The 24388-nt window shown below is 69.9% G+C and carries 26 protein-coding genes; 15 read left to right on the forward strand and 11 right to left on the reverse strand.

Features of this window, described 5'->3' with window-relative positions; all coding sequences use genetic code 11:
* Positions 1-203: 203 nt before the first annotated feature.
* The 4 genes from N1028_RS13110 to N1028_RS13125 all read left to right on the forward strand — a co-directional run bounded on the left by N1028_RS13110 (position 204) and on the right by N1028_RS13125 (position 5534).
* Complete coding sequence (locus N1028_RS13110; protein WP_259529702.1) at positions 204-929, forward strand: SGNH/GDSL hydrolase family protein; 726 nt, start codon at positions 204-206, stop codon at positions 927-929.
* Between the two features lie 58 nt (positions 930-987).
* The gene (locus N1028_RS13115) at positions 988-3465 is read left to right on the forward strand and encodes a putative bifunctional diguanylate cyclase/phosphodiesterase (RefSeq protein ID WP_259529704.1); all 2478 of its coding nucleotides are present in this window, start codon (positions 988-990) and stop codon (positions 3463-3465) included.
* Between the two features lie 66 nt (positions 3466-3531).
* Positions 3532-4521, forward strand: a complete 990-nt coding sequence (locus N1028_RS13120; RefSeq protein ID WP_259529706.1) for a glycoside hydrolase family 6 protein — start codon at positions 3532-3534, stop codon at positions 4519-4521.
* A 65-nt stretch (positions 4522-4586) separates the two neighbouring features.
* Entirely contained in the window at positions 4587-5534 is a 948-nt protein-coding gene (locus N1028_RS13125; protein ID WP_259529708.1) for a response regulator transcription factor, read from the forward strand.
* 1 nt (position 5535) lies between these two features.
* On the opposite strand, the gene N1028_RS13130 is transcribed toward N1028_RS13125, so the two are convergent.
* Complete coding sequence (locus tag N1028_RS13130) at positions 5536-5910, reverse strand: hypothetical protein (RefSeq protein WP_259529709.1); 375 nt, start codon at positions 5908-5910, stop codon at positions 5536-5538.
* Positions 5907-7352, reverse strand: a complete 1446-nt coding sequence (locus N1028_RS13135; protein WP_259529710.1) for a glycosyltransferase family 2 protein — start codon at positions 7350-7352, stop codon at positions 5907-5909. The genes N1028_RS13130 and N1028_RS13135 overlap by 4 nt, the downstream gene beginning before the upstream one ends.
* A gap of 105 nt (positions 7353-7457) precedes the next feature.
* Between N1028_RS13135 and N1028_RS13140 the strand changes: the two genes are divergently transcribed.
* The gene (locus tag N1028_RS13140) at positions 7458-8108 is read left to right on the forward strand and encodes a hypothetical protein (RefSeq protein ID WP_259529711.1); all 651 of its coding nucleotides are present in this window, start codon (positions 7458-7460) and stop codon (positions 8106-8108) included.
* A gap of 2 nt (positions 8109-8110) precedes the next feature.
* On the opposite strand, the gene N1028_RS13145 is transcribed toward N1028_RS13140, so the two are convergent.
* Both N1028_RS13145 and N1028_RS13150 read right to left on the reverse strand, forming a co-directional pair.
* The gene (locus tag N1028_RS13145; protein WP_259529712.1) at positions 8111-9277 is read right to left on the reverse strand and encodes a GGDEF domain-containing protein; all 1167 of its coding nucleotides are present in this window, start codon (positions 9275-9277) and stop codon (positions 8111-8113) included.
* 47 nt (positions 9278-9324) lie between these two features.
* Complete coding sequence (locus N1028_RS13150) at positions 9325-10959, reverse strand: sensor histidine kinase (protein ID WP_259529713.1); 1635 nt, start codon at positions 10957-10959, stop codon at positions 9325-9327.
* A 97-nt stretch (positions 10960-11056) separates the two neighbouring features.
* Between N1028_RS13150 and N1028_RS13155 the strand changes: the two genes are divergently transcribed.
* Genes N1028_RS13155 through N1028_RS13165 form a run of 3 tightly spaced genes read left to right on the forward strand, consistent with a single transcriptional unit; the run spans position 11057 to position 14080 of the window.
* The gene (locus N1028_RS13155; RefSeq protein ID WP_259529714.1) at positions 11057-11722 is read left to right on the forward strand and encodes a response regulator; all 666 of its coding nucleotides are present in this window, start codon (positions 11057-11059) and stop codon (positions 11720-11722) included.
* Positions 11723-11744: 22 nt separating this feature from the next.
* A complete protein-coding gene (locus N1028_RS13160) occupies positions 11745-12944 on the forward strand; it encodes a sensor histidine kinase (RefSeq protein ID WP_259529715.1) in 1200 nt (399 codons plus the stop codon).
* Positions 12941-14080: a hypothetical protein gene (locus N1028_RS13165; RefSeq protein WP_259529716.1), complete on the forward strand. Its 1140-nt coding sequence runs from the start codon at positions 12941-12943 to the stop codon at positions 14078-14080. Before N1028_RS13160 ends, N1028_RS13165 begins: the two co-directional genes overlap by 4 nt.
* A gap of 32 nt (positions 14081-14112) precedes the next feature.
* Here N1028_RS13165 and N1028_RS13170 read toward each other — a convergent pair whose 3' ends face one another.
* The 3 genes from N1028_RS13170 to N1028_RS13180 form a co-directional block, all read right to left on the reverse strand.
* Positions 14113-14583: a MarR family winged helix-turn-helix transcriptional regulator gene (locus N1028_RS13170; protein WP_259529718.1), complete on the reverse strand. Its 471-nt coding sequence runs from the start codon at positions 14581-14583 to the stop codon at positions 14113-14115.
* On the reverse strand, positions 14570-15103 hold the full coding sequence (locus tag N1028_RS13175) for a MarR family winged helix-turn-helix transcriptional regulator (RefSeq protein WP_259529720.1): 534 nt from the start codon (positions 15101-15103) through the stop codon (positions 14570-14572). Before N1028_RS13175 ends, N1028_RS13170 begins: the two co-directional genes overlap by 14 nt.
* 73 nt (positions 15104-15176) lie before the next feature.
* Entirely contained in the window at positions 15177-15473 is a 297-nt protein-coding gene (locus N1028_RS13180; protein ID WP_259529722.1) for a hypothetical protein, read from the reverse strand.
* A gap of 185 nt (positions 15474-15658) precedes the next feature.
* On the opposite strand from N1028_RS13180, the gene N1028_RS13185 reads away from it, so the two are divergent.
* Positions 15659-16522 (forward strand): TetR/AcrR family transcriptional regulator, encoded by an 864-nt coding sequence (locus N1028_RS13185; RefSeq protein ID WP_259529723.1) that lies wholly within the window; start codon positions 15659-15661, stop codon positions 16520-16522.
* Between the two features lie 3 nt (positions 16523-16525).
* On the opposite strand, the gene xylB is transcribed toward N1028_RS13185, so the two are convergent.
* Positions 16526-17956: a xylulokinase gene (gene xylB / locus N1028_RS13190; RefSeq protein ID WP_259529724.1), complete on the reverse strand. Its 1431-nt coding sequence runs from the start codon at positions 17954-17956 to the stop codon at positions 16526-16528.
* Between the two features lie 140 nt (positions 17957-18096).
* On the opposite strand from xylB, the gene N1028_RS13195 reads away from it, so the two are divergent.
* Positions 18097-18696, forward strand: a complete 600-nt coding sequence (locus N1028_RS13195) for an arsenate reductase/protein-tyrosine-phosphatase family protein (protein WP_259529725.1) — start codon at positions 18097-18099, stop codon at positions 18694-18696.
* 37 nt (positions 18697-18733) lie between these two features.
* Here the strand turns inward: N1028_RS13195 and N1028_RS13200 are convergent, their stop codons facing one another.
* Both N1028_RS13200 and N1028_RS13205 read right to left on the reverse strand, forming a co-directional pair.
* The gene (locus tag N1028_RS13200; protein ID WP_259529726.1) at positions 18734-19030 is read right to left on the reverse strand and encodes a hypothetical protein; all 297 of its coding nucleotides are present in this window, start codon (positions 19028-19030) and stop codon (positions 18734-18736) included.
* Between the two features lie 84 nt (positions 19031-19114).
* Positions 19115-21121 carry an Ig-like domain-containing protein gene (locus N1028_RS13205; protein WP_259529727.1) on the reverse strand — a complete coding sequence of 669 codons (2007 nt, stop codon included), beginning with the start codon at positions 21119-21121 and terminating at the stop codon, positions 19115-19117.
* 163 nt (positions 21122-21284) lie between these two features.
* Here N1028_RS13205 and N1028_RS13210 point away from each other — a divergent pair, with 163 nt between their 5' ends.
* Together N1028_RS13210 and N1028_RS13215 are read left to right on the forward strand one after the other, a co-directional pair.
* Positions 21285-21962 (forward strand): hypothetical protein, encoded by a 678-nt coding sequence (locus N1028_RS13210; RefSeq protein ID WP_259529728.1) that lies wholly within the window; start codon positions 21285-21287, stop codon positions 21960-21962.
* A gap of 107 nt (positions 21963-22069) precedes the next feature.
* Positions 22070-22399 carry a hypothetical protein gene (locus N1028_RS13215; protein WP_259529729.1) on the forward strand — a complete coding sequence of 110 codons (330 nt, stop codon included), beginning with the start codon at positions 22070-22072 and terminating at the stop codon, positions 22397-22399.
* 40 nt (positions 22400-22439) lie between these two features.
* On the opposite strand, the gene N1028_RS13220 is transcribed toward N1028_RS13215, so the two are convergent.
* Positions 22440-22748 carry a DUF7882 family protein gene (locus N1028_RS13220; protein ID WP_259529730.1) on the reverse strand — a complete coding sequence of 103 codons (309 nt, stop codon included), beginning with the start codon at positions 22746-22748 and terminating at the stop codon, positions 22440-22442.
* 59 nt (positions 22749-22807) lie between these two features.
* Between N1028_RS13220 and N1028_RS13225 the strand changes: the two genes are divergently transcribed.
* From N1028_RS13225 to N1028_RS13235, 3 genes are all read left to right on the forward strand, one after another.
* Complete coding sequence (locus N1028_RS13225; protein WP_259529731.1) at positions 22808-23083, forward strand: hypothetical protein; 276 nt, start codon at positions 22808-22810, stop codon at positions 23081-23083.
* A gap of 51 nt (positions 23084-23134) precedes the next feature.
* Positions 23135-24040: an acyltransferase family protein gene (locus N1028_RS13230; RefSeq protein WP_259529732.1), complete on the forward strand. Its 906-nt coding sequence runs from the start codon at positions 23135-23137 to the stop codon at positions 24038-24040.
* A gap of 83 nt (positions 24041-24123) precedes the next feature.
* Positions 24124-24381: a hypothetical protein gene (locus N1028_RS13235; RefSeq protein ID WP_259529733.1), complete on the forward strand. Its 258-nt coding sequence runs from the start codon at positions 24124-24126 to the stop codon at positions 24379-24381.
* The last annotated feature ends 7 nt before the right edge of the window (positions 24382-24388 follow it).

Consider the following 24388-nt stretch of genomic DNA (forward strand, 5'->3'; position numbering starts at 1 on the left):
CGCCGCCCCCTGTGCGGCGCAGGCGACATGCGGTGCGTCCGTCGCTTCGCGGCGAACGTACCGCTCTGGGTCGGCGAGTAGGGCCTGTTGGGTTCGGGTCGTCGACTGCTGTGGGGATGCGTTCGGAGTGGACGGGTTCGGCCGCGGTTGAGGATCGGGCTGGCTGACCAAACCACCTGGGGGTGGGGCTCCGAAATGCTTCGGTGAACCCTCGGCTGCGGAATCTCGTGATCGTCGTGGTGGCCTTCGTGGCCGCCGTGACCTTCTTCCTCCTCATGGTGTCCGCCATCTCAGGGCGGAGCGGGCAGGCCGGCGAGGCCGAGCCTGAAGCCCGGCCCTCGGCCGTCGATCCCGATGCGCCCGTCGTGGCGTTCTACGGCGACTCGTACACGCTCGGCACGGGCGCGTCCGATCCGTCGCACCGCTGGTCGACCGCCATCAGCCTCGACCGCGGCTGGAACGAGTTCAACCCGAGTGTCAACGGTCTCGGCTTCGTGAACAACCGGTCGAGCACACCGCCCGACTACGCCCCCGACGACGAGATCCCGAAGATCATCGAGGTGCAGCCCGACATCGTCTTCGTGACCATGGGGCTCAACGACAACTTCTCCATGCCCGGTCGCGCCGACGACATCCAGGACGCCATCACGACCGACCTCCGGACCCTCCGCGACGAGCTCCCGGATGCCCGTCTCATCGTGGTCGAGCCCTTCTGGTACACGGATGCCCGCCCCGACTCGGTCGAGCAGATCATCGGCTGGGTGCGTGAGGGCGCCCAGGCCGTCGGCGCCGACTACATCGCCGGCGCCTCGCGCTGGATCGAGGGGCATCCGGAGTGGATGGCCGCCGACCGCCAGCACCCGAACGACGACGGCTACGCCGAGATGACCCGCCGGATGGAGAAGGCTCTCGAGGAACTCGGCCTGTGACCCCGTTGCCGGCGGGCGAGGGCCGCGGGGCGCCGAGGCCGGGGACTAAACTCACGGCATGGGTGTGAGGCTCCAATCGCGCACGGGCCGGGGCGGCACGAGTCAGCTCGTCATGTCGATCCTGCTCATGGCCATCGCCGTGGCCACTGTCGCGGTCGGTGTGGTCTCCGGCCTCCAGAACCCCCCGCCGAGCTGGCTGGGCTGCGTCGTCTTCCTCATCAGCGTGGGCGTGACCGCCGTCTACCAGCTGCCGATCAGCCGTGTCGTCGGGCTCCCGCCGCTCGGGGTGGCGAGCGCCTTCCTCGTGATCGGCACGGCCGGAGACGACCCGGCGCTCGACATCGCCCTCTGGGTGATGGCCTACTTCGCCTCGAAGTGGATCACGTCGCGGAGCCTCTGGATGGCGGTGCAGTGGGCGGGGATCGCCGCGGTCGGCGCGGTCGCGTTCGTGCTGCTCTCGAGGAGCCTCGTCGAGGCGGGAGTCTGGCCGCTGGTGGCCGTGGTGGTCGGCGTGGTGGCCTACATGTGCGTGGTGCTGTTCGTCGACTTCGTGCGGGAGCGCGGCCGGTGGAGCATCGACAACGCGTTCGGCATCAGCGGTCTCAGCCCTCTGCGGCTCGTGGGGGTGATGGCCCTGTGCTCTCTCGTGGCGGTGGCCGTCTACGTCACCACCACCGGAACGCTCCGTCTCGTCGACGGGGCTGAAGCCGAACTCCGGCTGGCGCGCGAGACGGTGCCGCTGCTCGTGGTGGCGCTGTTCTTCTACGGCGCCGCCAAGCGCCGCCAGACGCGCTTGAGCGAGCAGCGGCTGAGCGGCGTGGTCGATGCCGCTCGCGCGCTCCCCTGGGATGCGGAGAGCGACACCAAGGCCCTCATGGTCGACTTCGCCCGGCGGGCCATCGACGCGGGGGAGTTCGAGGTGCGGCGCACCCCGCCCGGCCGCAACGAGATCGGCGCGCGCTTCTCGTCGCTCGACTCCACCGACCCGCAGCTGGCGGCCGAGGCCGTCTCGGGCGAGGGCGACGGCGTGACCCGGGAGCACCAGCAGGACGCCGTGGAGCCCACGGAGTACCTCGTGGCGAGCCGCAAGAACGGCGGCACCCCCTTCACCCCCGACGACGAACTCGCCCTCGACGCGATCGGCCACATCGCCTCCGAGACGGCCCGCGTGCGCGGCGCCTACGACACCCTGCTCGACCGGGTCGACCGTGACTCGCTCACGGGGCTGCCGAACTACAACGCGTTCCAGCGCTCGCTCGCCCGCCTCAACGAGGACCGCACCTACGCCTCAGGCATCGCCGTGCTGTTCATCGACCTCGACCAGTTCAAGCGCCTCAACGACACCGAGGGCCACCACATCGGGGACGAGGTCCTCGCCACGGTGGCCACGCGGCTGCGGGCGAGCGTGCGCCCGCACGACTTCGTGGCACGGGTCGGCGGCGACGAGTTCGTCATCATCCTCACCAAGCTGCAGTCGCTCGCCGAGGCCAAGAGCGTGGCCGACAACATCGTGGCCAACGTCGGCGCTCCTGCCACCCTCGGCGGCCGGGAGTACCGCCCGCTCGTGAGCGTGGGCCTCGCCTACTCCGGCCACCAGGAGACCGATCCGCAGTCGATCGTGGTCGACGCCGACCACTCGATGCTCGCCATCAAGAAGTCGAGGCGCCAGGGCGGCCCCTCGTTCGAGTCGTCGATCGGGATCTCGCCGCACCGCTCGAGCCGCATCAACGAGATCGTGGCGAAGGCCATCGACGACGGCGTCCTCAACGTCGTCTACCAGCCCATCGTCAACACGGTGGAGGACAAGATCTGGGCCTTCGAGTCGCTCGTGCGCTACACGCATCCGGAACTCGGCCGGATCTCGACCTCGTCGCTGATCGAGAAGGCCAAGGGCCTCGGGCGGATGGACCTGCTGACGACCCAGGTGATCGCGGCGTCGCTGAAGTCGGCGCGTGAGTTCCGGAAGATCGTGCCCTCGATCAGCGTCGTGACGATCAACCTCGAGGTCGAGCAGATCCGGGACGAGCACGTGGGCGGGTTCCTGAAGGACATCGTGCCGCGCTACCCCGACATCACGCTGTGCCTCGAGCTCAACGAGCGCTCGACGAAGGACATCGACGACGACCTGCGCGCGCAGGCGGAGCACTTCCGCTCGCTCGGCGTGCTCATCGCGCTCGACGACTACGGCTCGGAGGCGTCGAGCGTGGGTGCCCTCGTGCGCATCCCGATGGACATCCTGAAGATCGACCGCTCGCTCGTCGACAACCTCGACGAGATGCGCCAGCGCGAGGTCGTGCGCGCGCTGCAGGGCTTCGGAGACGCGTTCGACTACTCCACCGTGGTCGAGGGCGTCGAGACCCGGGATGCCGTCGACATCCTGATCGGCATCGGCGTGCGCCACGCGCAGGGGTTCTTCTACGGCCGGCCGGTGCCGTTCGCGCAGACCATGACGCGGCTGAAGGCCAACGGCGCCGCGGGAACGGTGGGTAGGAACGCGGCCAACTCCGCTCCGGCCTCCGCCCCCGCAGTCCGGTAGTCGCGTCTGCCGGGGCGGGGCTCCGGTGCCGCTAGGCTGAAAGCACCTGCGAACGAAGGGCCAGTCGTGACACGAGTTCTGCCGCGCATCGGGCTGGCCGTGGCCATCGTCGCCATCGTGGGCGTGCTGGGCGCCTTGGTCGTGGGTGTCGGTTCGATCCTCGCCCAGGGCGGCGTCGCCTCCGACAACCCCTTCGCGTCGCGCTCGCTCTACGCCGACCCCGGTTCGAAGGCGGCCACCGCCGCAGACTCCCTGCTCGAGGCGGGCGACGAGGCCGACGCCGAGGTCGTCGACCGGATCGCGGGAGTGCCGACGGCCATCTGGGTCACGCCGGAGAAGTACCCGGCGGGCGAGGTGGGGTCCTACGTCTCCGACATCGCGGATGCCGCGGAGAAGCTCGGCCAGTCACCGGTCTTCACGGTCTACGGGGTGCCGAACCGCGACTGCGGCAACTTCTCCGGCGGTGGGCTCTCGGCCGAGGAGTACCCGGTGTGGGTGCAGGAGATCGCCGACGCCCTCACCGGCGGCACGGCCGTCGTCATCCTCGAACCGGATGCGCTGGCACTCGCCGACGAGTGCGACAACGTCGACGAGCGTCTCGCCGAGGTCGGCTCCGCCGTCGACATCCTCGCCGAGGCCGGTCTCGTGGTCTACATCGATGCGGGCCACTCCAACTGGGGGCCGGCGGCCGACATGGCCGACCTGCTCGACCGCGCGGGCGTCGAGCGGGCGCGGGGCTTCTCGACCAACGTCTCGAACTACAACACGACCGACCTCGAGCGCGCCTACGCCGCCGAGATCTCCGGCCTCACGAACGGCGCCCACTACGTGATCGACACCGGCCGCAACGGCAACGGGTCGAACGGCGAGTGGTGCAACCCTCCCGGCCGCGCCCTCGGCGCTGCTCCGGCCGCCTCGCGGGCGGGCTCGGCAGAAGACGCGACGCTCTGGGTCAAGCCCCCCGGTGAGAGCGACGGGCCGTGCAACGGGGGCCCGACCGCCGGGGAGTGGTGGAACGAGAACGCCCTCGAACTGGCCGCGAACGCCGGCTGGTAGACCCTTCCGGGTGCTCCCGGAGCAGTTCCCCATCCGATCCCCCGACGATTGGTACGATCATGGCAATGGACACTCAACCGGAACGACGCGTCGCGGTCATCATCGAAGACGATGCCGACATCCGCCACCTGCTCGAGACCGTGCTCACGCAGGCCGGCTTCGAGGTCATCGCCACCGGTAACGGCCTCGACGGCGTGCAGGCCGTGCGCGCGTACGATCCCATGGTCACCACCCTCGATGTGAGCATGCCCGGCATCGACGGCTTCGAGGCGGCCAAGCGCATCCGGGCCTTCAGCAACACCTACCTCGTGATGCTCACGGCGCGCGACGAGGAGATCGACACACTGCAGGGCCTCGAGGCCGGCGCCGACGACTACCTCACGAAGCCCTTCCGGCCGCGCGAGCTGCGCGCCCGCGTCGAGGCCATGCTGCGCCGCCCGCGCCAGGTGCTCGCGGTCGACGGATCCGGCCCGGTCGCCCCCGTGGCCGAGGCCCCGGCGCCCGTCGCGGCTCCGGCCGGAGGCTCCCCCCTGGCGCCTGCCGCCGCCCCGATGGCATCCGCTCCGGCCGCCCAGGCCCAGCCGGCACCGTCTCCCGTGGCGGGCTCGCCCGCCCAGCCGTCACCGGTGGCCGCGTCGGCCCCGGCCGAACCCGCCGCCGCGAAGTCGTACAGCCGAGAAGACGGCTGGCTCGAGCACAACGGGCTCTTCGTGAACTCCGAGATGCGCCTCGCCGAGAAGGAGGGCAAGTCGATCGACCTCACGCGCAGCGAGTTCGACCTGCTCAACGCCCTGATGGAGAGCCAGCGCCGCGTGCGGAGCAAGGCCGACCTGGCGCTGCTCCTGCGTGGTGAGAGCTACGTCACGGCCCACTTCGTGAGCGAGGCCGACAAGCGCGCCATCGAGGTGCACATGGCCAACCTCCGCCGCAAGCTCGCCGACTCCATCACGACCCCGCGCTGGATCGAGACCGTGCGCGGCGTCGGCTACCGCCTCGCCGCCTCCGACGACTGAGCTAACGGGGCGCTTCAGCCCGCATCGACTCCAGCACGCCGGTGAGTTCCCGGCACGTCGCCGAGCCCACCTCGTGCAGCCTCGCCAGGTGCACCATGGCGCCCGGGATGTCGAAGTTCTTGATCTGCGTGTGCATCATGCCGCCGATGGCCTCCAGCGGCCACGCGCCGAGCATCGTGCTCGAGGAGCGGATGCTGAGGAGCACGACATCGGCGTCTTCGTAGTCGTGCTGGCCCATGGCCTTCATCAGCCTCTGGGATCGGGTCTCCCAGAGGCTGATGAAATCGTGCACGAACCGGCCGCGCCGGTCGTCGTCCCCCACAGCGTTCAGGAGCGAGACCAGCGCGTCCGGATCGACGTAGCGGTACCGAGTCAAACCTTGTACCCCCGGTAGCGGCGGAGCACCTTGATGACCATGCCGAGGGTCTGCAGGATCGTGATGATCCCGAGGATGGGCCAGCCGATCCAGAGGATGGTGGACTGCATGAACGGGTCGAGCTGGAACCAGCCGAGCACGAGCACGGCGATCACGAGCACGAAGATCACGAGCGGCACGAGGTAACCGTTGCCGCGCCCGCGCTCCGCCTTGGCCTGCGCCGCCCAGTTGTCGGTCTGCTTGCGGCTGAGGAACTTGGTCCAGGCCCGCAGGAAGTGCCCGAGCCTGACCCACATGTAGATCTCGGCGGGGAAGAGGAACACGGCGAAGAAGACGTCGCGCCCGTTGCGGTTCTTCATCGACAGCGCCGTGCGGAGGTTCAGCAGGATGGCGATCACGGGGGGCACGAGCCAGATCGGCGAGAAGACGAAGGCGCTGATCGAGAGCGATGCGAACAGCAGCAGCACGAAGAGCACGCGTGTGACGAGGTTCGTGAGCATCGAGAAGTTCTCGAGCCAGCGCAGCCGGAGGTTCGGGTGGAAGGGCTGGCCCTTCGTGTCTCCGCGCTGACCGGGCCACATGAGCTCGATGGCGCCGAAGTTCCACTTCACCTGCTGGGCGTCGAGACCGCGGAGGGTGGTCATGCCGCCCACGTCGGCGCGGGCCTGGGCCGAGATCTTGGTGAGGTAGCCCGCGCTCTTGATCTGCAGCGACAGCAGCGAGTCCTCCACCTCGCTGTCTTTCACCCAGGGGGTGTTCTGGTGGTTCTCGACCATGATCTGGCGGAGGGCCTTGGTGCTGAAGATGGAGAACTGACCGCCGAGCACGGCCATGTTGCGGCCGCGGAGCATGTTCTGCATGTTGAAGGCAGCGAACTGGAAGCGCTGGCCGGTGATGAGGAACTTGGCGATGAAGCCCTTGATGGGCTGGTCGTCGATGGAGAAGATGGCCGAGATGCCGCCGATGCGGGAATCGGAGGTGATCTCCTCGGCGAGCCGCTCGACCGCGTCGGGGGCGGCCGTGGTGTCGCCGTCGACACCGAGCAGGAAGTCGCAGCCCTCCACGAGCTGGTAGCCGTAGTTGAGCGCGCCGACCTTCTTGTCCTTGTTCTTGCCGATGTCGTGCACGTAGACCTCGGTGAACTGCTCGACGCCGTCGACCTCCTTGAGGTGGGGGCCCGCGTACTGCGCGGCGATCTTGACGGTGTCGTCGGTGGTGTTGTTCACCACCACGTGGATGACGTCGGGCAGCCGGGTCTGGGTCAGCAGCGACTCGAGCACGGCACCGATCGACTCCGCCTCGTTGTAGGCGGGGATGATGCAGCCGATCGTGGGGCGGTACGACGGGAGCGACTCGACCGACTCGATGAAGTCGTTCTGGAACTCGTCGTGCTCGTCGCCCAGATCGGTTCGATCGGTGACGTACGGGTTGGTGTCTGACATGTCTCAAGTCTCCAATACGGTCCCCAGGGTTCCCCCGCCAATGCGCTAGGGTCGCGTCAGGATCAGCTTAAGATTGAATCAGGTCTGCAGGGAAAGGTTTTTTCGATGGCATCCATCACCCGATCGGGCAGCCGCAAGGCCGTCAGAGCCGCGGCGGCCGGCACTCTGGCGCTCGCGACCGCGATCGCGCTGAGTGCCTGCGGAACGGCCCCCTGGGATCAGTCGCGCTTCAACACCTCCTCGGCCACCGCGTCGTCGACGGCGCGGCCCACGACAGCCCCGACCATCACCCCCGTGGTGAACGAGCTGGCATCGGGTTCCGCCCGGCACACCCTGCAGGCGGGCGACATCGCCCTCACCCTCGACTACTACTCCACGCTCAGCATGGATCAGTGGACGGCGGAGGCCAACAAGCCCCTCACCTTCTCGCTCACCGGCGCGCTCGGCACCGACGACGGGCAGAGCTTCTACCTCTCGCGCGTCACGCTCACTCCGGGCGTCGACGGCCCCCTCGGCTCGCTGCCGGCCCCGGCGCCGCTCACGGACCAGGCCTCGGTGCCGCCCGGCTACTACGTCAAGACGCCCTACTCCTACAGCCAGACCTTCATCCTGCCCGCGCTCGACCCGGCGGCCACGTCGATCACGGTCTCGTTCACGTATGAGATCCTGCTGCAGACGGCTCCCGGATCCGGCGACTACGCCAAGCAGACGGCGACGGACCAGCTCACCATCGCCATCGCCCAGCCGGCCGAATAGCTTCAGGCGGTCTGGGGGCGGCCGACCACGATGCGGTTGCCGCCCTCGTCACGGGCGGCCTGGGTGGCGATGTCGAGGGCGCGGCGGAGGGCCGGGAGGCTGTAGCCGAACGACTCGGTGTCGACCACGCCGAAGCTCGCGGTGGCGCGGAGCGACTGCTCGGGATCGATCGGCTCATCGACGAGTGCGGTCTGCAGGCGGATGGCCAGCTGTTCCGCCTCGTCGGCCGTGGAGACCACGCTGACGATCACGAACCGGCCCGCACCGGTGTGGCCGAGAAGTCCGCAGGTGGGCGCGTGGTGACGCACGATCTGTGCCACCGAGCGGATGGCGGTGTCACCGAAGGTGCGGCCGAACGCGGTGTTCATCTGCGGCAGGTTGTCGACGTCCATGGCGATCATGGCGAGCAGGTCGCCGTGGAACGACGCGCGCTCGACCCAGTCGGCCCACTGCTGCATGAACGACGCCGCCGACAGCACGCCCACGACCGAGTGCACGCCCACCGTGACGTCGCCGAGGGCCCGGGCGCCGGATCGCTCGGCCTGCAGGATCGACATCGAGATGGTGCCGAGCAGCACCAGCAGGATCGTGATGATCGTCGTGACCTGGGTGCTGAAGTAGGTCTGGAAGATGACGCTCTCGGGCCCCATCGTCACGAAGATCGATGAGCGCAGCACGTAGAAGGCGCAGACGATCCAGAGGCTGAAGCTGAGGATGCGCGCGTTGAGGTTGCGTCGCATGCGCGACCGCATGGTCTCGGCACCCCCCAACCCGGCGAAGACCGCGATGCCGACGAACAAGGGGGTGGAGCCCGTCCAGACCCCGGCGTCGGGGCCCTCGAGGCAGGTCAGCACGAGGATCGCGCCGGCGGCGGCCAGCGGGATCCAGATGAAGGAGGAGCGGCCGTTGAACACCCGGGAGCCCGACCAGATGGCACCCACCGACATGACGTAGGCGGTGTTGCCGATCGCGAGGATCCACCACAGGTTCGGCGACATCCCCCACACCGAGAACGACAGGGCCGTGAGCATCCCGGCGATGAAGGAGATGCTCCAGAGCCGCCCCGAGGCGTCGTTGCGGCGCATGGCCGTGTTGATGATGAACGAGACGCCGCAGAGGATGATGATGAGGCCCGAGATGAGCAGGAGCGACGGGGTGTCGAGCGTCATCGGCCGTGCTCCCCACTCGAGATCGGATGTGTGCGTCGACTGGGAGTTTAGCGCGAGCGCGGGATGGATGCGGTGAAGGTCGTGCCGACCCCGGAGGCGCTCCGCACCGTGAGATCGCCGCCGTGCCGCCGCACGATGTCGCGGCTGATGGTGAGACCGAGGCCGGAGCCGTGGATGGTGGACTGCCGCACCCCCTCGGCGCGGAAGTAGCGGTCGAACAGTTTCTGCTGCTCGAGCTCGCTGAGCCCGATGCCCGTGTCGGCCACCACCAGATCGGCGTGATCGCCTGTGGCCGTCACGCCCACCTCGACGCGGCCGCCTTCGCGGTTGTACTTGATGGCGTTGGAGAGCAGGTTGTCGACCACCTGACGGAGCCGGAAGCCGTCGGCCTCGAGCAGCACGGGGCCCTTCGCCGTGTTCTCGATCACGATGTCCCGCTCGCCCGCCGCGATCCGCTGCGCCTCGATCGCCTCCGCCACGATCTCCGAGAGGTCGCAGGTGCTGAACGACATGACGATCTGCTGGTCCTTCTCGCTCGCGGCCGTGAGCAGGTCGGCCACGAGGGCGAGCAGGCGGTCGGCGTTGGAGGAGGCCACCTCGAGCATGGAGCGGGTCGAGGCGTCGAGGGTCTCGTCGTCGAGAGCGAGCTCGAGGTAACCGAGGATGGAGGTCAGTGGGGTGCGCAGCTCATGCGAGACCGACGCCACGAGGTCGTCCCTGGCCCGGATGGCGTTGATCTCGGCCGTGACGTCGCGCGAGATGAGCACACCGCCGTCGAGCTCCCCGGTGGGAGCGGTGAGCGGGCGCGAACTCACCGACAGGGCGATGCGGTGCTCGCCCGGCTCGCCGAGCCACACGATGACGTCGTCGAACCGCTGGCCCTCGACGGCCCGGTGGAAGGGCCGTTCCGCGTCGTCGTAGACGCTCGTGCGGTCGGACTTATAGAGCACCGCGGGCTCGGCGGCGATCTCCGGCTGCCCGAACTGACTCTGGATGGTGCGGTGCGAGCGGTTGAGGATGGAGAGCCGACCGTCGCGATCGAACGCGACGACACCGAAGGTCACGGCGTTCAGCACCTCGTCGAGCGTCTGCTCCTGCCGCCGGGCCCGGCCGAGCGCCACCTCGAGGAGGTCGGCCTGTTGGCGGAGGAGCCCGCGCTGGGCCGCCGTGCGGCTGGAGGTGGCGAGGGTCGCGGTGGCGATGAACGCGAGGGTGATCGGCAGCACGAGGAGCCCCGGGAGGCTCCCGACCGAGAGCGGCACACCGTTGATGCCGGCACTCAGCCAGAGCAGCGCCGACGAGCCGAGCACGCTCGTGACCGCTCCGGGCAGTGCGTAGTAGCTCGAGAGCCAGATGACCGGGAACGTGAGCAGCAGGCCAACGCCGAGATCGGGGTTGCCCTCACGGATCGAGATGATCGCGAGGATGTCGAGCAGGGGAAGGAGCGCGGCCCATCGGCGGTCGACACTCGACCACGGCACGATCGCCGACGCGCCCGTGAGGATGAACACGAGCGCGATGCCCCCGAAGAAGCGGAAGTCGAGCACGGAGTCGGGTTGGAAGATGTAGGCGGCGCACACGAGCACGAGCAGAGCGGCGGCCAGCAGCAGTTGGGACTGGAAGACCGCGCGGTCGAACCGCGAACGACGCTCCGCCTCCGTGTAGTCACTCCCCGACCCCATGTGTCGAGAGTACAGCCCGCGGCTCGCGCGGATTGGACCCGTCCGAGGGCGGCGGTTATCATGCCAGCAGGGGTGTGAGGGTGAATTCAGGTCAGGCGTGAACGGGCGCGACGCGGGAACGCCATCCGTCGGCGTGCACACCGTCGGCATCGTCGACGACCACGAGCTCATGCTCGACGGCCTGTGCACCTGGATCGATGCGAACGCTCCCGCGCTCGACGTCGTCATCCGCTCCTCGTCCTGGTCCGAGATGGCCAGGCACACGGCGTTCCCGCCGGACGTGGTCCTCATGGACCTGCAGCTCAAGGAGCCGATCTCCGTCGAGGCGCGCGTGCGGATCTGCCGTTCCGTGGGCACGACGGTGGTCGTGATGAGCGCCCTCGACGACCCCGACACGGTCAGGCGGGTGCTCGACGCGGGCGCCGCGGCCTTCGTGTCGAAGGCCCGCCCCGCCAAGGAGCTGGTCGAGACCGTCATGAACGTGCTCGGTCTCCGGCGTCCGGGAGACGCCGCCTGGGACGAGGTGTCGCGGCCCCGCGTGGTCTCCACGAGCATCCGCTTCACCGAGGACGAGGAGGAGACGCTGCGGCTGTACGCCTCGGGGCACAGCCCGGTGGAGGTCGCGATGATCCTCGGCACCAACATCCAGGCCGTCAAGAACGCGCTCGAGCGTGTGCGCCGGCAGTACGGGTCGGAGGGCAGGCAGGCCGACTCCAAGCACGACCTGATGCTCCGCGCCGCCGAAGACGGATACCTGGCATGACGCCGGAGCGGACGGGGAGACCGTGACGCTGCAGATCGCGACCGACGTCGACGGTGTCGCCACGAGCAGCGCCCTCGCCCGTGGTGGGACCTGGCTCGCCTCGGTCTTCCTCGGCGCGACCTTCGTCATCGCCGCGCTCTTCATCCCCGTCACGGGCCGCTTCGAGATCGCCGTCGGGCTCGCCGGGCTCGTCGTCACCGGGTTCGGCGTGATCGCCGCCCTGCGCTCGACGGGCTTCGCGCGCGCGATCGTCTTCACGGTGGTCGCCTGCGCCGGGCTCTACGTCTTCGCGTTCATCAGCGCCTCGGTCTCGGTGAGCGAGGCGGGGAGCACCCCGTCGAGCGACTACGTGCTGCTGTCGATGCCCGAGTTCGCGGTGCTCGTGGTGGGCATCGCGGCCCGCTCGCTCGTGCGCTCGCTCACCCTGGGCACCCTCGCCCTCGTGCTCGGCCCAGGCGGCGTGCAGCTCGCCGCGTGGCAGGCGGGAATGCCGCTCGCCGCCGACATCCCGGTGCTGGCCTCGTACCTGGCGCTCAGCCTCTCCGTCTCGGCCCTGTGGATCGGCCGGCGCGACGCCGCGCGCGGCACCGCCCTCATGTCGGGCGCCGCGCTCGCCGAGGAGCGCGACGTCGCGGTGGCCCGTTTCAGCGCCCGGGCCACCAGCTGGCTGCACGACACCGTGCTCGCCGACCTCCGGGCCCTCGCCACCGCGCCGCCCGGCGAGCTCGACGACACCACGCGGCAGGCCCTCGATCGTGACCTCGCGAACCTGGCCGACGTGTCGCTCGTGCTCGACGCCCCCGGGCTCAGCGGCTCCGCCAGTCGGGCGCTCGCCAAGGTCCCCGCGCTCGTGGGGGTCGTGCGCGACGCCGAGCAGCAGGGGCTCGAGCTCATCGTCACGGGCGACGTCGAGGCCCTGAACCAGCTCGGCTCCGCCGTGACCCGCAGCCTCGAGCGCGCCATCGCGGAATGCCTCTCCAACGTGATCCGGCACTCCGGCGTGCGCGAGGCCGAGATCGCAGTGATGTCGAGCCCACCGGAGGTGAGCGTGATGGTCTCCGACTCCGGATCCGGGTTCGACGTGAACGAGACCGGTGATCACGCGGTCGGGCTCCGCATGGTGGTCGTCGACAGCCTCGCGGAGATCGGCGGATCGGTGCAGATCTGGTCCCGACCGGGGGCGGGCACCGCCGTCTTCATGACCGTTCCGGTCTCGGCATGAGCGCGCATCCGGTGCGGCCCCCGCGGGGCAGCACGGCGCTCGAGCTCGATCCGCTCGGCGCGATCAGCGCCAGGGGCTTCCTCATGGTGGTGGCCGTCGCCTCGCTGCTCTCGGCCGTCGGGCTCACGATCACGACGGTCGACCAGATCTCGTCCTGGCCACTCGCCGTGGCCGCCCTCGTCTTCCTCGCGGCCGGCTACGCGTGGTTCGTCCGGAGCGCCTTCCGCTTCGATCACGGCGTCACTAGCGACCGGTACTCGATCGCATTCGCGCTCGTCGCGGTGGCCACCGTGCTCAACTCGCTCAGCTGCCTGGGCTCGAACATCGTGGTGCGCGACGACTGGGGGCTCGTGACCATCGGTCTGGTGCTCATGGCGGCCGCGCCGTTCCGCACCTACAACGAGCTCGGCACCTACACCGCGGTGGCGAGCGGCATCGCCGTGCTCCTGGCCGTGCTGCACGGCTTCGCGAGTCCGGGCGACGGCATCCCGCTGCCCGTCACGGTGCTGGTGGCCGTGGCGCCCGCCCTCGCGATGGGCCTCGCCTCCGTCGCGTACGCGCGCCGGCTGCTCCACGGCATCTACGCCGAGCGGCTCCAGCAGGCCGACGATCGCGACGCGCAGATCGACGAGCTGCGGCGGCAGTTCGTCGACGACGACGTGGTGGGCGAGATCGGCGCGCTCCGGAGCGACGTCGTGCCCTTTCTGGCGAGGGTGCGATCGGCCGGCCGACTCACCCCGGAGGACTCCGCCAGAGCGGCGGAGCTCGCGCAGACGCTGAGCGCCGCGATCTCGGCATCGAGGATGCTCGACTCGCTCGGCGACCACGTCGATCTGCTGGTCGACGAGAGCGGCCTCTCGCTGCGCATGCACGAGGACGACCGGGCGACGTTGCGCACCCTGCTGGTCGCGCTCCAGGACTCGCCGCACACCCGCCCCGGCTCGGTCATCCTCGAGCTCCTCGAGGGCGAGTCGGACCGCTTCGGCTCTGTGCGCTGCGCGAGCGACGACGTGCGCGCCCTGCGCGCCGACATCACGCCCTTCCTGCGCATGACGAGGCTGATGTTCCGGTCCGCGTCGGATCAGGTCGCGGGGGAGGAGCTGCTCGTGCAGTTCGACATCGACCGGCTGGCCTGAGCCGCCGGGGGCGTCGGGAGCGAGACCGACGATCAGGCGGTCGCGACCCCGTCGGCGGCCGTCGCCAGATCGAGCAGGAACCGGCGCACGATCTCGGATCCGTCCTGATCGAGGTGGGAGGCGACGCCCAGCATCCGGCGGTGCATCTCGCCGAGCGTGGCGCGCACCTCGTCATCTGACCCGGACGTCGCGCTCACCGCGATGCTGCGTCTGTCGGTCGGGTGCGCCCCGCGGGTGAGATGACCGGACTTCGTGAGCCGGTCGAGCATGACGGTGACCGAGGCGGACTTCATGCCGAGATGGTCGGCGAGCATCCCCGGCGTGACCACGCGGCCCTGGCCCTGGGCGCGGAGGAGGAAGCGCAGGGCGGCCAGGTCGTTCTCGCCCATCTTCATCGAGTTGCGGGTTCTTCGCCGCATGGCCTCCTCGGCCGCACGATAGGCGTGCAGCTCCCGGAGGACGTCGGCGGCGTGCGGCGAGGTCACCTTCTCAGCGGCGTTCATCGTGCTCGACGACGTGCGAGTCGATCTGGTCGACCGCGTCGCGGAGCTCGGCCAGGAAGCCGATCACGACGGAGGCCTCCTCGGGCGACAGCCGGTCGACGACCTCGAGCAGCTCCCGTCGGACGTCGCCGAGCGTGGCGGCCTTGACCTCATCGGTCGGCACGGTCGGCACCACGATGAGCGCGCGCCGATCGAAGGGGCTGGGTTCGCGGTGCAGGTGCCCCTGCTTCTCGAGGCGGTCGAGGAGGACGGTGATGGAGGCGCTCGTGATGCCCAGGTACTGCGCAAGCTCCTTGGGCCCCACGGCCTTCCCCTGCTCGTGTGCGCGCAGGAGGTACCGCATCGCGGCCAGGTCGTTCTCGCCCATCCCCATCGACACCTCGGAGCGACGGCGCATGGCCGTCTCGGCGGAGCGGAAGGTGCGCATGGCCTCGAGAACGGCGACGCCCCTCTGGCGGGCGGCTTCGGAATCGGAGCCGTACCAGTAGTGCGGCGCCGAATCGGGTCGTTCGGTGGTCATCCTTTAAGCGTAGACCCACTCGTTACTAGTTCGCCTAGGTTTGGGCGTATCGATCCGGGATCGATCCCGCCGATCAGGCGACGGAGCGAAGAACCCGCACCAGGGTGCGCACCGGGCTGAGGGCCGCGGTCGGCTGTGGCTGGGCGTCGGGCTGAGCGGTCCGCAGCAGGGCGACGGCAGCCGCGAGGGAAAGGGCCTGGCCGGCCTCGACCGCACGGTTGTAACGGGAACCGGAGAGGGCGACGTAGACGCTGCCCGCTCGCTCGACGAATCCCAGCAGACGATCCCCGGCCAGCACGCGGTAGAGTCCGGAGGCCTGTCGCTCGACGCTGTAGTTCTGCCCGTTCGAGATGAGGTGCATCGTGCTCATAGTTGCTCGCCTTCCTTCACGCGTGACGTAATGCTAGATAGCCTAACTAGTAGTTGACCGGCGAGAAACGGGTTGACTCGATGGGGTCGGATCCGCTAGGAACGCTTGGCGGGTTCGCGTTCGCTAGGTTTGACTACACCTGTCGTGAGCGATGGCAGGGCACGACGTGGCTGGGGGTGCTGGGAATGGCCGAGGAGGCTCCGACCGGGAACGACCATCAGCGACGCTCGCGCATCCGTGCCGCCGAGGTGAGGCGCCGGGTGCTCGACGTGGCCCTGGAGCGGGTGGAGGGGATCGGTCTCACGATCGGCTTCGAGCACATCGTGATGGACGACCTCATCCGCGAGGCCGGCGTGCCCCGCAGCTCGACCTACCGGCTCTGGGACTCGAAGGAGTCCTTCATCGCCGATCTCCTGATCGAGATCGCCACCGACACCTCCACGAGGCTCGCCGACGACGAGACGTTCGAGATCTGCGAGCGCATCCTGTTCGACAACCTCGACCAGCTGCGGGATCCGGCCGGGCGCGAGCGGGTGCTGTACGAGGTCGTCCGGGTGGCACTCGAGCACAACTTCCGTGCCGTGATCGCCTCCGTGGCGTGGCAGTCGTACGTCGGCCTCTCGGCCACACTGCTCAGCCACATGGAGTCGTCGGCTCGTGAGGAGATCGAGAGCGCGCTGCGGAACGGCAGCGGCGAGTTCATCGAGCGCATGGCGGAGTTCCACGGTTGGATCTCGAGCATCCTCGGCTACCGGCTGCGCGAGCAGTGGGGAGGCGACTATCGCCCGTACGCCGTGGTGATCTCCGCGCTCGTGGAAGGGCTCGGCCTCCGGCACCTCGGCAACCCGGATCTCGTCGACGCCGGATTCCGGGGCCCCGCGAGCATCACCCTCGGCGCCGACGAGCCGGGGTGGAAGCTCCCTGCGCGCGCGCTCGTGGCCGTGCTGCACGGATTCGTGGAGCAGGATCCGGACTACGACGCCGACGCGACCGTGGCCCGCCTGCAGGAGATGGAGCGGGCCAAGGAGACGGGGCGAGCCGAACCCTAGTGCTTAGGCGAGCGCGACGGCGGCGTACTGCTCTCGGATGACGGGGCGGTGATCGGGCGCGGGCTCGGCCGAGAGGGCGAGTGGCCAGGCCGGGCGCGTACCGGTGAGGGCCCAGGCGGCCTGCGTGGCGGCACCGTCGGCGACGTACTCGCCGGGCTGAGGCACGGCCACCGGGCTGTCGAACACCTGGGCGGCGATGGTCTGCACGGCGGGGTTCATGGCGGCGCCGCCGATCAGCAGGATGCGGCGGGGCTCGACGCCGACCCGGCGCACGGCGTCGAGGCCGTCGGCGAGGCCGCAGAGGAGGCCCTCGATGGCCGCGCGAGCGAGGGTGGGCCGCGTGGTCGACGCGAGGGTCATGCCGAAGAGGGTGGCCGTGGCGTCCGGCAGATTGGGGGTGCGCTCGCCCTCGAAGTAGGGCTGCAGCACGAGTCCGTTCGAGCCGGGCTCCGCCTGCAGCGCGAGCTCGCCGAGCTCGGCGTGGTCGACGCCGAGAAGGGCGGCGACGGAGTCGAGGATGCGGGCGGCGTTGAGGGTGGCCACGAGCGGCAGGTAGGCGCCGGATGCGTCGGCGAAGCCGGCCACGGTGCCCGTCTCGTCGGCCGACGGGCGGCCGGTGACGGCGAACACGGTGCCGCTCGTGCCGATCGAGACGACCACGTCGCCCTCGGTGGCGCCGAGGCCCAGGGCGGCCCCCGCGTTGTCGCCCGCGCCGGCGCCGACCGCGATGCCGGCGGGGATGGCCACGCCGGCGGACTCGAAGGCGACGGTGCTCCCGGCGCTCTCGGCCGGCCCGAGCACGCGCGGGAGCACGGCGTCGTGGCCGAGGGCGGCGGCGAGCAGGCCCCGGTCGTACTCGTCGGCCCCCGGGGTCCAGTAGGAGGTGCCGCTCGCGTCGGAGCGGTCGGTCACGAGCTCGCCGAGCACGGGGCCGAGGGGAGTCCGGCCTGCGGGTCCGTAGCCGCGCAGGCGCCAGGTGAGCCAGTCGTGCGGCAGCGCCACGGCAGCCACCCTGGCGGCGGCCTCCGGCTCGGCGTCGCGAAGCCAGCGGAGCTTGGTGGCGGTGAAGGAGGCCACGGGCACCGAGCCCGTGCGGGCCGCGAGCTCTGCGGCGCCGAACTCCTCGATCAGGGCGCGCGCGGCCGCGGCGGAGCGCGTGTCGTTCCAGAGCAGGGCGGGCCGGATGACCTCACCGGCTTCGTCGAGCACCACCATGCCGTGCTGCTGGCCCGCGACCGAGATCGCCGCCACGTCGTCGAGACCGCCCGCGCCGGCCACGGCCTCGAGGAGGGCAGCCCACCAGGCCTCGGGGTCGACCTCGGTGCCCTCGGGGTGGCGCGCCCGGCCCTGGCGCACGAGCCTGCCGCTCTCGAGCTCGCGGATGACGAGCTTGCAGCTCTGGGTCGATGAGTCGATTCCGGCGACGAGAGTCATGGTCTTCTCCTGGGCCGTGGCGGCCGGTGTGTCGGGGCGTCTTTGCAGGACAGCTGCGGGGAGCGATAAAAAGTCTTGACCCACAACATATTCGACAGCGCGGCGGCGCACCAACTCGGCGGACGCGATAGCGTGATCCTGTGGCCGAATTCTCCGTTCTGACCGTCTGCACGGGCAACATCTGCCGATCCCCGCTGGCCGAGCAGATCCTTCGGGCCCGCCTCGCCGATGTCACCGCGCTGGAGTTCGCGAGCGCCGGCACCTACGCGGGCGAGGGCGACGCCATGACGGCGCAGGCATCCGCCCTCTCCGCCCGCTTCGGCGGAGCGCCAGAGGCGCACCGGGCCCGCTACCTCACCGAGCAGATCGTGGGGGCGAGTGATCTGGTGTTCGCGATGGCGCGCAGCCATCGTCGCGAGATCGTGGAGCTCGTGCCGCGCAAGGTCGGCGTGACCTTCACCCTGCGGGAGTTCGCCCGGCTCTCGGCCGACGTCGCCGACACCGAGATCGCGGCCGTCGCGGAGCGCGGCGTGAGCCCGCGCGCGGGGCTCGCCGAGGTCGTGGCGTTCGTGGCCTCGAGGAAGGGCCAGATCGGTCCGCCCGCCAGCACGGAGGACGACGACGTCATCGACCCGTACCGGCGGAGCGACTCCACTTACGAGCGGTCGGCCGCCCAGCTCGTGCCGGCGGCCGAGGAGGTCGCCCGCGTGCTGCGGATCGCTGCGCTCGCGAGCCCCTGATCGCAGGAGCCCTGCTGATCGCGGGAGCCCGAGGCGGCTAGAGGATGGCGCCGGAGGAGACCGCGACCACGATGAGCGCGCTCGCGGCGATGGTGAGAGCGCAGACGAGGCCCACCTTGACGGCGAGGCTCGAGCCGATCTTCTCGGTCGTGCTGTAGAGCTCCGGGCGGTAGAACCGGCCCTTCGGGTGCTGGCGGCCCGTCTGCGGCTCCGCGAAGCGGCCGGTGGGGATCGCGTCGACATCGATCAGGAAAGCGTCGCCAGCGGCCGTCTGTGGGCGCGATGACGGGGAGGGCTTCCTGCCCGCATCGTCGAGGGGTGTCTCGTCTTGCACACGCTCAGCGTACCCCGAACGGGGGAACGCGAAAGGGCGGGTGCGACCGGAGTCGCACCCGCCCTCAGGCGTTCACCGCTGGATTCAGCTGCGGCGGTCTGCAGTGGCCGTCTGGTTGCGACGGACCATCAGCAGCACACCACCGGCGGCGAGCAGGAGCGCGAGCGCGCCTCCGCCGACGAGCGGCATGGCCGGGTTACCGGTGTTGGCGAGGCCCGGGCCGTTGCCGGTCGGGACCGATCCGCCGGCACCGGCGACGGCGATGTTCACGGTCGCGACCGTTCCACCGACACCGTTGATGACCTGAGCGGCGCTGATCTCGTACTTGCCCTCGGCGAGAGCAGCGGCGAAGGGGATCGCCCAGGTGCCGTTCTCGGCGACGACCGCGGAGCCCGCGGAGTTGCCGTTGACGTACGCGACCACCGTGGCGCCGGCGATGCCGGTACCGGTGAGCTGAGTCGGAGCTGCGCCCGACTCGTAGGTGGTTCCGCTGACCGGCGAGGTGATGATCGGAGCGACCGGGACCACCTGGAAGGTGGACGCGGCTGCCGGCGAAGCCGGCTGGCCCTCGACGACCTGGGTGGCCGAGACGGAGTAGCTGCCGTAGGTCAGGCCGCCGGTCTCGATGCTCCAGAGACCGGAGTCGGCGACGACCGCCTCGCCCGTGACGTCACCCGTGAGGGTGACCGTGGCGCCGGGGTAGCCGGTGCCCGAGATCACGGGGATGTCGGTCTCGACGATCTGGCCGTCGAAGGGCGACGTGATGGCGGGAGCGCCGAGCACGACCTGGACCGCGAACGACGTGGTCTCGGAGGTGTCGAAGCCGCGGGTGGCCGTCAGCGAGTAGTTGACCTCGCCGAGACGGTTGGCAGCAGGGAAGCTCCAGTTGCCGTTGCCGTCGATGGCCACCTCGAACGAGTCGCCGGCGTTGCCGAAGGACTGGCTGACCTCGAGGGTCGCACCGGCGGGGCCGGTGCCGGAGATGGTCGAGCCCGAGTAGACCTGTCCGCCGTCGGCGACCGAGGTCACCACGGGGGCGTCGAGGTACAGAGCGACGGAGTAGCCGCCGGCGAGCGCGAGGCCTGCCTGCAGGTCGGCGCCGATGGTGATCTCGCGACCGAGGTCATCGGTTCCACCGCCGGAGAGCACGCCCACGGCGGTGTTGCCCTGGATCATGGCTCCGCCGGAATCGCCCTGTGCGGAGAGCAGCTCGGCCGAGAAGCCGTAGACGATACGGCCGCCGACGTTCGCGTAGCCGTTGGTCTCGAGCACGGTGCCCTCGGTGAAGCCGGTGGTGCGGCCGCTCTTGGCGACGGTGGCGCCGACGGTCGCGGAACCGACCGAGCGGACCGGCACGGTGGAGGTGGAGAGGTCTTCGCTGGCCGCGGTGGTCCAGTCGGTGACCTCGGGGAGCGTGGTGAGCTCCTCGTTGGTGACGTCGATCACCGAGATGTCGACGCTCGTGGGGTCGCCGGCGGTGCCGTTGCTGTTGCCGGGGCCGCCCCACTGCGAGAAGGCGAGCTCGCCGAGCGGGCGCGTGAGCTCGATGTCGGAGTTGTCCGTAGCTCCTCCACCGGCCGGGTCACCGGTCGGGAGGGTGAGCGCGGAGTCGACTCGGGTGTTGTCGTCGGTGCAGTGACCGGCCGAGATGACCGCGGGGGCACCCTCGGCGGACCAGCCGGAGAAACCGACCGAGCAGAGTCCGACCGTGTTGCCGGCCGGGTTGGTGACGGCCGCGTAGCCGGCGCCGCCGACGACGTCGGTCTCGGCGTAGGCCTCGAAGCCGCCCTCGATGGTGCGGATCTCGACGTTGGAGGAGTTCCGGAGAGCCTCGACGGTGGCGTCCTCGGCCTGGCCATCCTTGGTGGCGATGTAGGCCACGACCTTGCCGTCACCGGCAGGCATGATGGCTGCGACCTGATCCGACTCGGCGAGCTTCTCCTGCGCGAACGCGGAGAAATCACCGATGGGAGCAGTGCGATCGTCGTCGGGGGCTGCGAAGGCAGCCGTTCCGAATGCGCCGGTCATACCGGCGACCGTGACCGTTCCGACGGCGAGATATGCCAGTCGTTTCTTCCATGAGTTCGTCATAGACCCCTAGTTCCTTTGCGTGTGCCAGGGGCGTGCTTTGGCGTCTCCTACTTCGGAACCCAGTTCCCCCGACCGGGTTACACCTTATACAACATTCGTCGGCGAGCGCCATGGGTACTACTCCCCATGGTGCTGTGAGTCGCGTTTGACCACCATATGCAGGGTGAAACCACACAAGCTCAGCGCCCTCGTCGCGCTCCCCGCCATCACCCTTCTCGCTCTCGCCGGTTGCGCGTTCCCGCAGCCCGCCGCTCCCGAGCCCGCTGCGGAGACCAGCAAGCCCTCGGCGACATCGACCCCCACCGAGGAGGCCGAGGAACCCGCCGACGCCTCCGCGGCCAGCGGCGAGGTCGCGGCCCCCGGCACGACGGCCGGCCCCGGTGAGCCCCTCGTGACCGAGTTCACCGGCACCGACGGCCAGAAGGCCCTCATCGCCTCCTCGCTCGTGGACGTCGTGCCCGCCACGACCGAGCAGGTCGCGTTCCTCAACGAGCAGTTCGACAAGGGCGAGCTCGACGGGTTCGAGATCTCCTTCATCCACCTCGAGCAGTCGAAGGTCTCGGGCGACCCGATCGAGTTCAATGCCGACTACACCTCGTTCAAGCCCGTCGACGCCGAGGGCCAGCGCGTGCAGGACGTGACCGTGATCGGCTGGGACGAGTGCGGCACCGAGTCGTTCACGCCCGAGTTCGACTCCGGCGAGACCCTCATGCAGTGCTACATCGCGGCCGCTCCCGCCGGCGGCGGAGCTCCGGCCGGCCTGATGTACGACGGCGGCTTCAGCGAGGACAACCCGTTCGACTACTACGACGGCAAGCCGCTGCTGTTCCTGGCCGAGTAGCAGGACGTCGCCAGGGGCGGAACGCGAGGACCGCCCCTCCACGGGTGGCACCCGGTATGGGAGTACGAGTCCCATCCGATTCTCGATACTGTCGAGCCGGGAGCGCCATGAACCACGAACGACACTCGACGGATCCCGCCCGCTGGCTGCAGGCGATGAACCTCTCCGACCAGATCTTCATCACCGGGACCGTGATGGTGCTCGAGCAGATCCGGGTGCGTCGCACGCCGCTCGGAGATCTGCCGCTCGTCTACGACGAGTCGCGCATCCGTGACGCCGCCACACCCGCCATCGCGGTGCGGGTGGCGAAGGAGATCTCGGCGGCGTTCGAGGGGCAGGCCGCGTACGCGGCGCCCGACGGCGTCGACGAGCATTGGCGGGTCGCTAACATGACGCGCGAGGTCGCAGCCCGCATCGAGGGTGTCTTCGGGCGCTGAGCCGGCACGGGACCGGCGCCGAGCTGCCGGCCGGATCTGGTCAGGCGCTGCCGGCGGGCACAGGCTCCTCGAGGAGCTGGATGTCGCCGCGGTGCCCGGTGGCGGTGAGCACGGCGATCCAGTCCGGGTTCAGCGAGATGGCCTGCGCGGAGTCGTACCGGAACCTCAGCGCGACCCCTTCGTGCAGCCACACGCTCTCCCGGCCGCTGCCGGCCTGCTTGCCCACCGACCAGGTGAACGAACAGGCTTCGCCTCTCCGCAGCTTCGACAGCACGGCGATCTGCAGGTGCGCGAGCGCCCGGTCATCGATCTCGATCTCGTACTCGCCGCCGTAGAAGAGTGAACCCACCCTTCATTATCGCGCAGGACGTGCAGTAACACTGGTCACGGGGCGGCCCAGATGGTTGAATGTCGCACATCGACGAGGACGCGACGGTCGAACCACCAGAACTGACCGCTCTGGCGACGCTTCCCAAGAGCATCGGAAGCGCGATCAGCTATGCCCATCGGGGCACGGTCTACTGGCTCTCCCCGGTCGCGAGCGACCGCTGGGTGGTGGGCAAGGGCGGTTCGAACGAGACGGTGGCGTTCCTCGCCAAGCAGCATCCCGCACGATTCACCCTCGAGGGGCCAGGGGTGCTCGCTGCCGGCGAGAGCTGGTTGCTCCTGCTCGCCAGGCTCTGAACTCTCCACGGTTAGACTCGGCGGGTGCTCGGGTCGCCCAGGATGACGTGGATGGACGTGCTCCGCGGCGCGGCCATCCTGCTCGTCATCCTCGGCCACTCCACCGATCTCGTGATGCTCGTGGGGCGCGAGGCGCCCGGCCTCCTGCACGACGTCAACACCGCCGCAGCGCCCTATCGCATTCCGCTGCTGATGTTCCTCTCGGGCATGCTCGTTCCGAACTCGCTCGCCAAGGGCGTGGGGCCGTACCTCACGGGCAAGGTGCGCGGCATCGTGTGGCCGTACGTCGTGTGGACTCTGCTCATCCTGCTCGCCACCGGGGCGTTCACGGCCGAGGCCGCGCTCGGCATGCTGTGGCTGCCGCCCACGCTGCTGTGGTATCTGCAGGTGCTCTTCGTCGGCTACGTCGTCGCCCTCGTGACCCGGGTGATCAACCCGCTGTGGCCGGCGGCCGCGGCGCTGGTCGGGTCGGCGCTCGTGCCGTTCGACGAGTACCGGCTCGGGCGCATGCTCTTCCTCATCGCCGCCTTCCTCTGCGGCACCTGGGCCTGGCAGCATCGCGAGCGGTGGCTCGGCGTCGTGCGGCGCTGGTGGGTGATGGCACTGCTCGCGGTGCCGACGGCCGTGGGCGCGTGGTTCGCGATCGTCTTCGGCGGCACGCAGTACAACCCCATCGCCTTCCCGCTCGTGGTGTGCGGCCTGGCCCTCGCGCTCGGCCTCGCGCAGCGGGTTCCGGATGCGCGGATCCTCCGCTACATCGGGCGCAACTCGATCGTCTTCTACGTGACCCACTGGATCGTGGTGTTCTGGAGCATCCGGCTGCTCGATGCCGCGGTGCCCGGTCTCCCGGCGCTCGCGCTCGTGCTGACCGCGCTCGTGGCGGCGGTGCTCGTGGGGCTCGGCGTGACCTGGCTGAGCCTGAAGGTGCGGCCCGTCGCACTGCTGTTCCGGATCTGATCCGCCGGAGTAGGCTCGTCCCTGTCGGCCCGGGCTCCGCCGGTGTCGATCCGTCCACGATCCGGCAGAGCGGGCGAGAGCAGATGACAGCGGTGGTACGCGTGCACGGCGAGCGATTCGTCGTGGAGGAGCCCGCGGCGCTCGAGTCGCTCCGAGAAGCGATCCGCGACGCGGTGCGGGACGGCGGCGACATCGTGCGGATCGAGCATCGCGACGGCGTGACGGAGGTCCTGGTGGCGACCGGGACGCCGGTGCGGATCGACGAGGGCCGCACCGCCTCGCCTCGCATGCCGATTCCCGAGGCGGGCTCGTTCGTGGACTACGACGGCTTCGACCTCTAGCCCGGCG

Origin of the sequence: Herbiconiux oxytropis (genome assembly GCF_024979315.1) — a bacterium.
GTDB lineage: Bacteria > Actinomycetota > Actinomycetes > Actinomycetales > Microbacteriaceae > Herbiconiux > Herbiconiux oxytropis.

What these genes read in the sequence shown, in the direction of transcription:
- N1028_RS13185 (WP_259529723.1), top strand. Translation starts at nt 15,659, where the DNA reads ATGGCCGAGGAGGCTCCGACCGGGAACGACCATCAGCGACGCTCGCGC.
- N1028_RS13125 (WP_259529708.1), top strand. Translation starts at nt 4,587, where the DNA reads ATGGACACTCAACCGGAACGACGCGTCGCGGTCATCATCGAAGACGAT.
- N1028_RS13135 (WP_259529710.1), bottom strand. Translation starts at nt 7,352, where the DNA reads ATGTCAGACACCAACCCGTACGTCACCGATCGAACCGATCTGGGCGAC.
- N1028_RS13225 (WP_259529731.1), top strand. Translation starts at nt 22,808, where the DNA reads ATGTCGCACATCGACGAGGACGCGACGGTCGAACCACCAGAACTGACC.
- N1028_RS13215 (WP_259529729.1), top strand. Translation starts at nt 22,070, where the DNA reads ATGAACCACGAACGACACTCGACGGATCCCGCCCGCTGGCTGCAGGCG.
- N1028_RS13205 (WP_259529727.1), bottom strand. Translation starts at nt 21,121, where the DNA reads ATGACGAACTCATGGAAGAAACGACTGGCATATCTCGCCGTCGGAACG.
- N1028_RS13175 (WP_259529720.1), bottom strand. Translation starts at nt 15,103, where the DNA reads ATGACCACCGAACGACCCGATTCGGCGCCGCACTACTGGTACGGCTCC.
- N1028_RS13115 (WP_259529704.1), top strand. Translation starts at nt 988, where the DNA reads ATGGGTGTGAGGCTCCAATCGCGCACGGGCCGGGGCGGCACGAGTCAG.
- xylB (WP_259529724.1), bottom strand. Translation starts at nt 17,956, where the DNA reads ATGACTCTCGTCGCCGGAATCGACTCATCGACCCAGAGCTGCAAGCTC.
- N1028_RS13235 (WP_259529733.1), top strand. Translation starts at nt 24,124, where the DNA reads ATGACAGCGGTGGTACGCGTGCACGGCGAGCGATTCGTCGTGGAGGAG.
- N1028_RS13140 (WP_259529711.1), top strand. Translation starts at nt 7,458, where the DNA reads ATGGCATCCATCACCCGATCGGGCAGCCGCAAGGCCGTCAGAGCCGCG.
- N1028_RS13145 (WP_259529712.1), bottom strand. Translation starts at nt 9,277, where the DNA reads ATGACGCTCGACACCCCGTCGCTCCTGCTCATCTCGGGCCTCATCATC.
- N1028_RS13165 (WP_259529716.1), top strand. Translation starts at nt 12,941, where the DNA reads ATGAGCGCGCATCCGGTGCGGCCCCCGCGGGGCAGCACGGCGCTCGAG.
- N1028_RS13180 (WP_259529722.1), bottom strand. Translation starts at nt 15,473, where the DNA reads ATGAGCACGATGCACCTCATCTCGAACGGGCAGAACTACAGCGTCGAG.
- N1028_RS13150 (WP_259529713.1), bottom strand. Translation starts at nt 10,959, where the DNA reads ATGGGGTCGGGGAGTGACTACACGGAGGCGGAGCGTCGTTCGCGGTTC.
- N1028_RS13230 (WP_259529732.1), top strand. Translation starts at nt 23,135, where the DNA reads ATGGACGTGCTCCGCGGCGCGGCCATCCTGCTCGTCATCCTCGGCCAC.
- N1028_RS13170 (WP_259529718.1), bottom strand. Translation starts at nt 14,583, where the DNA reads ATGAACGCCGCTGAGAAGGTGACCTCGCCGCACGCCGCCGACGTCCTC.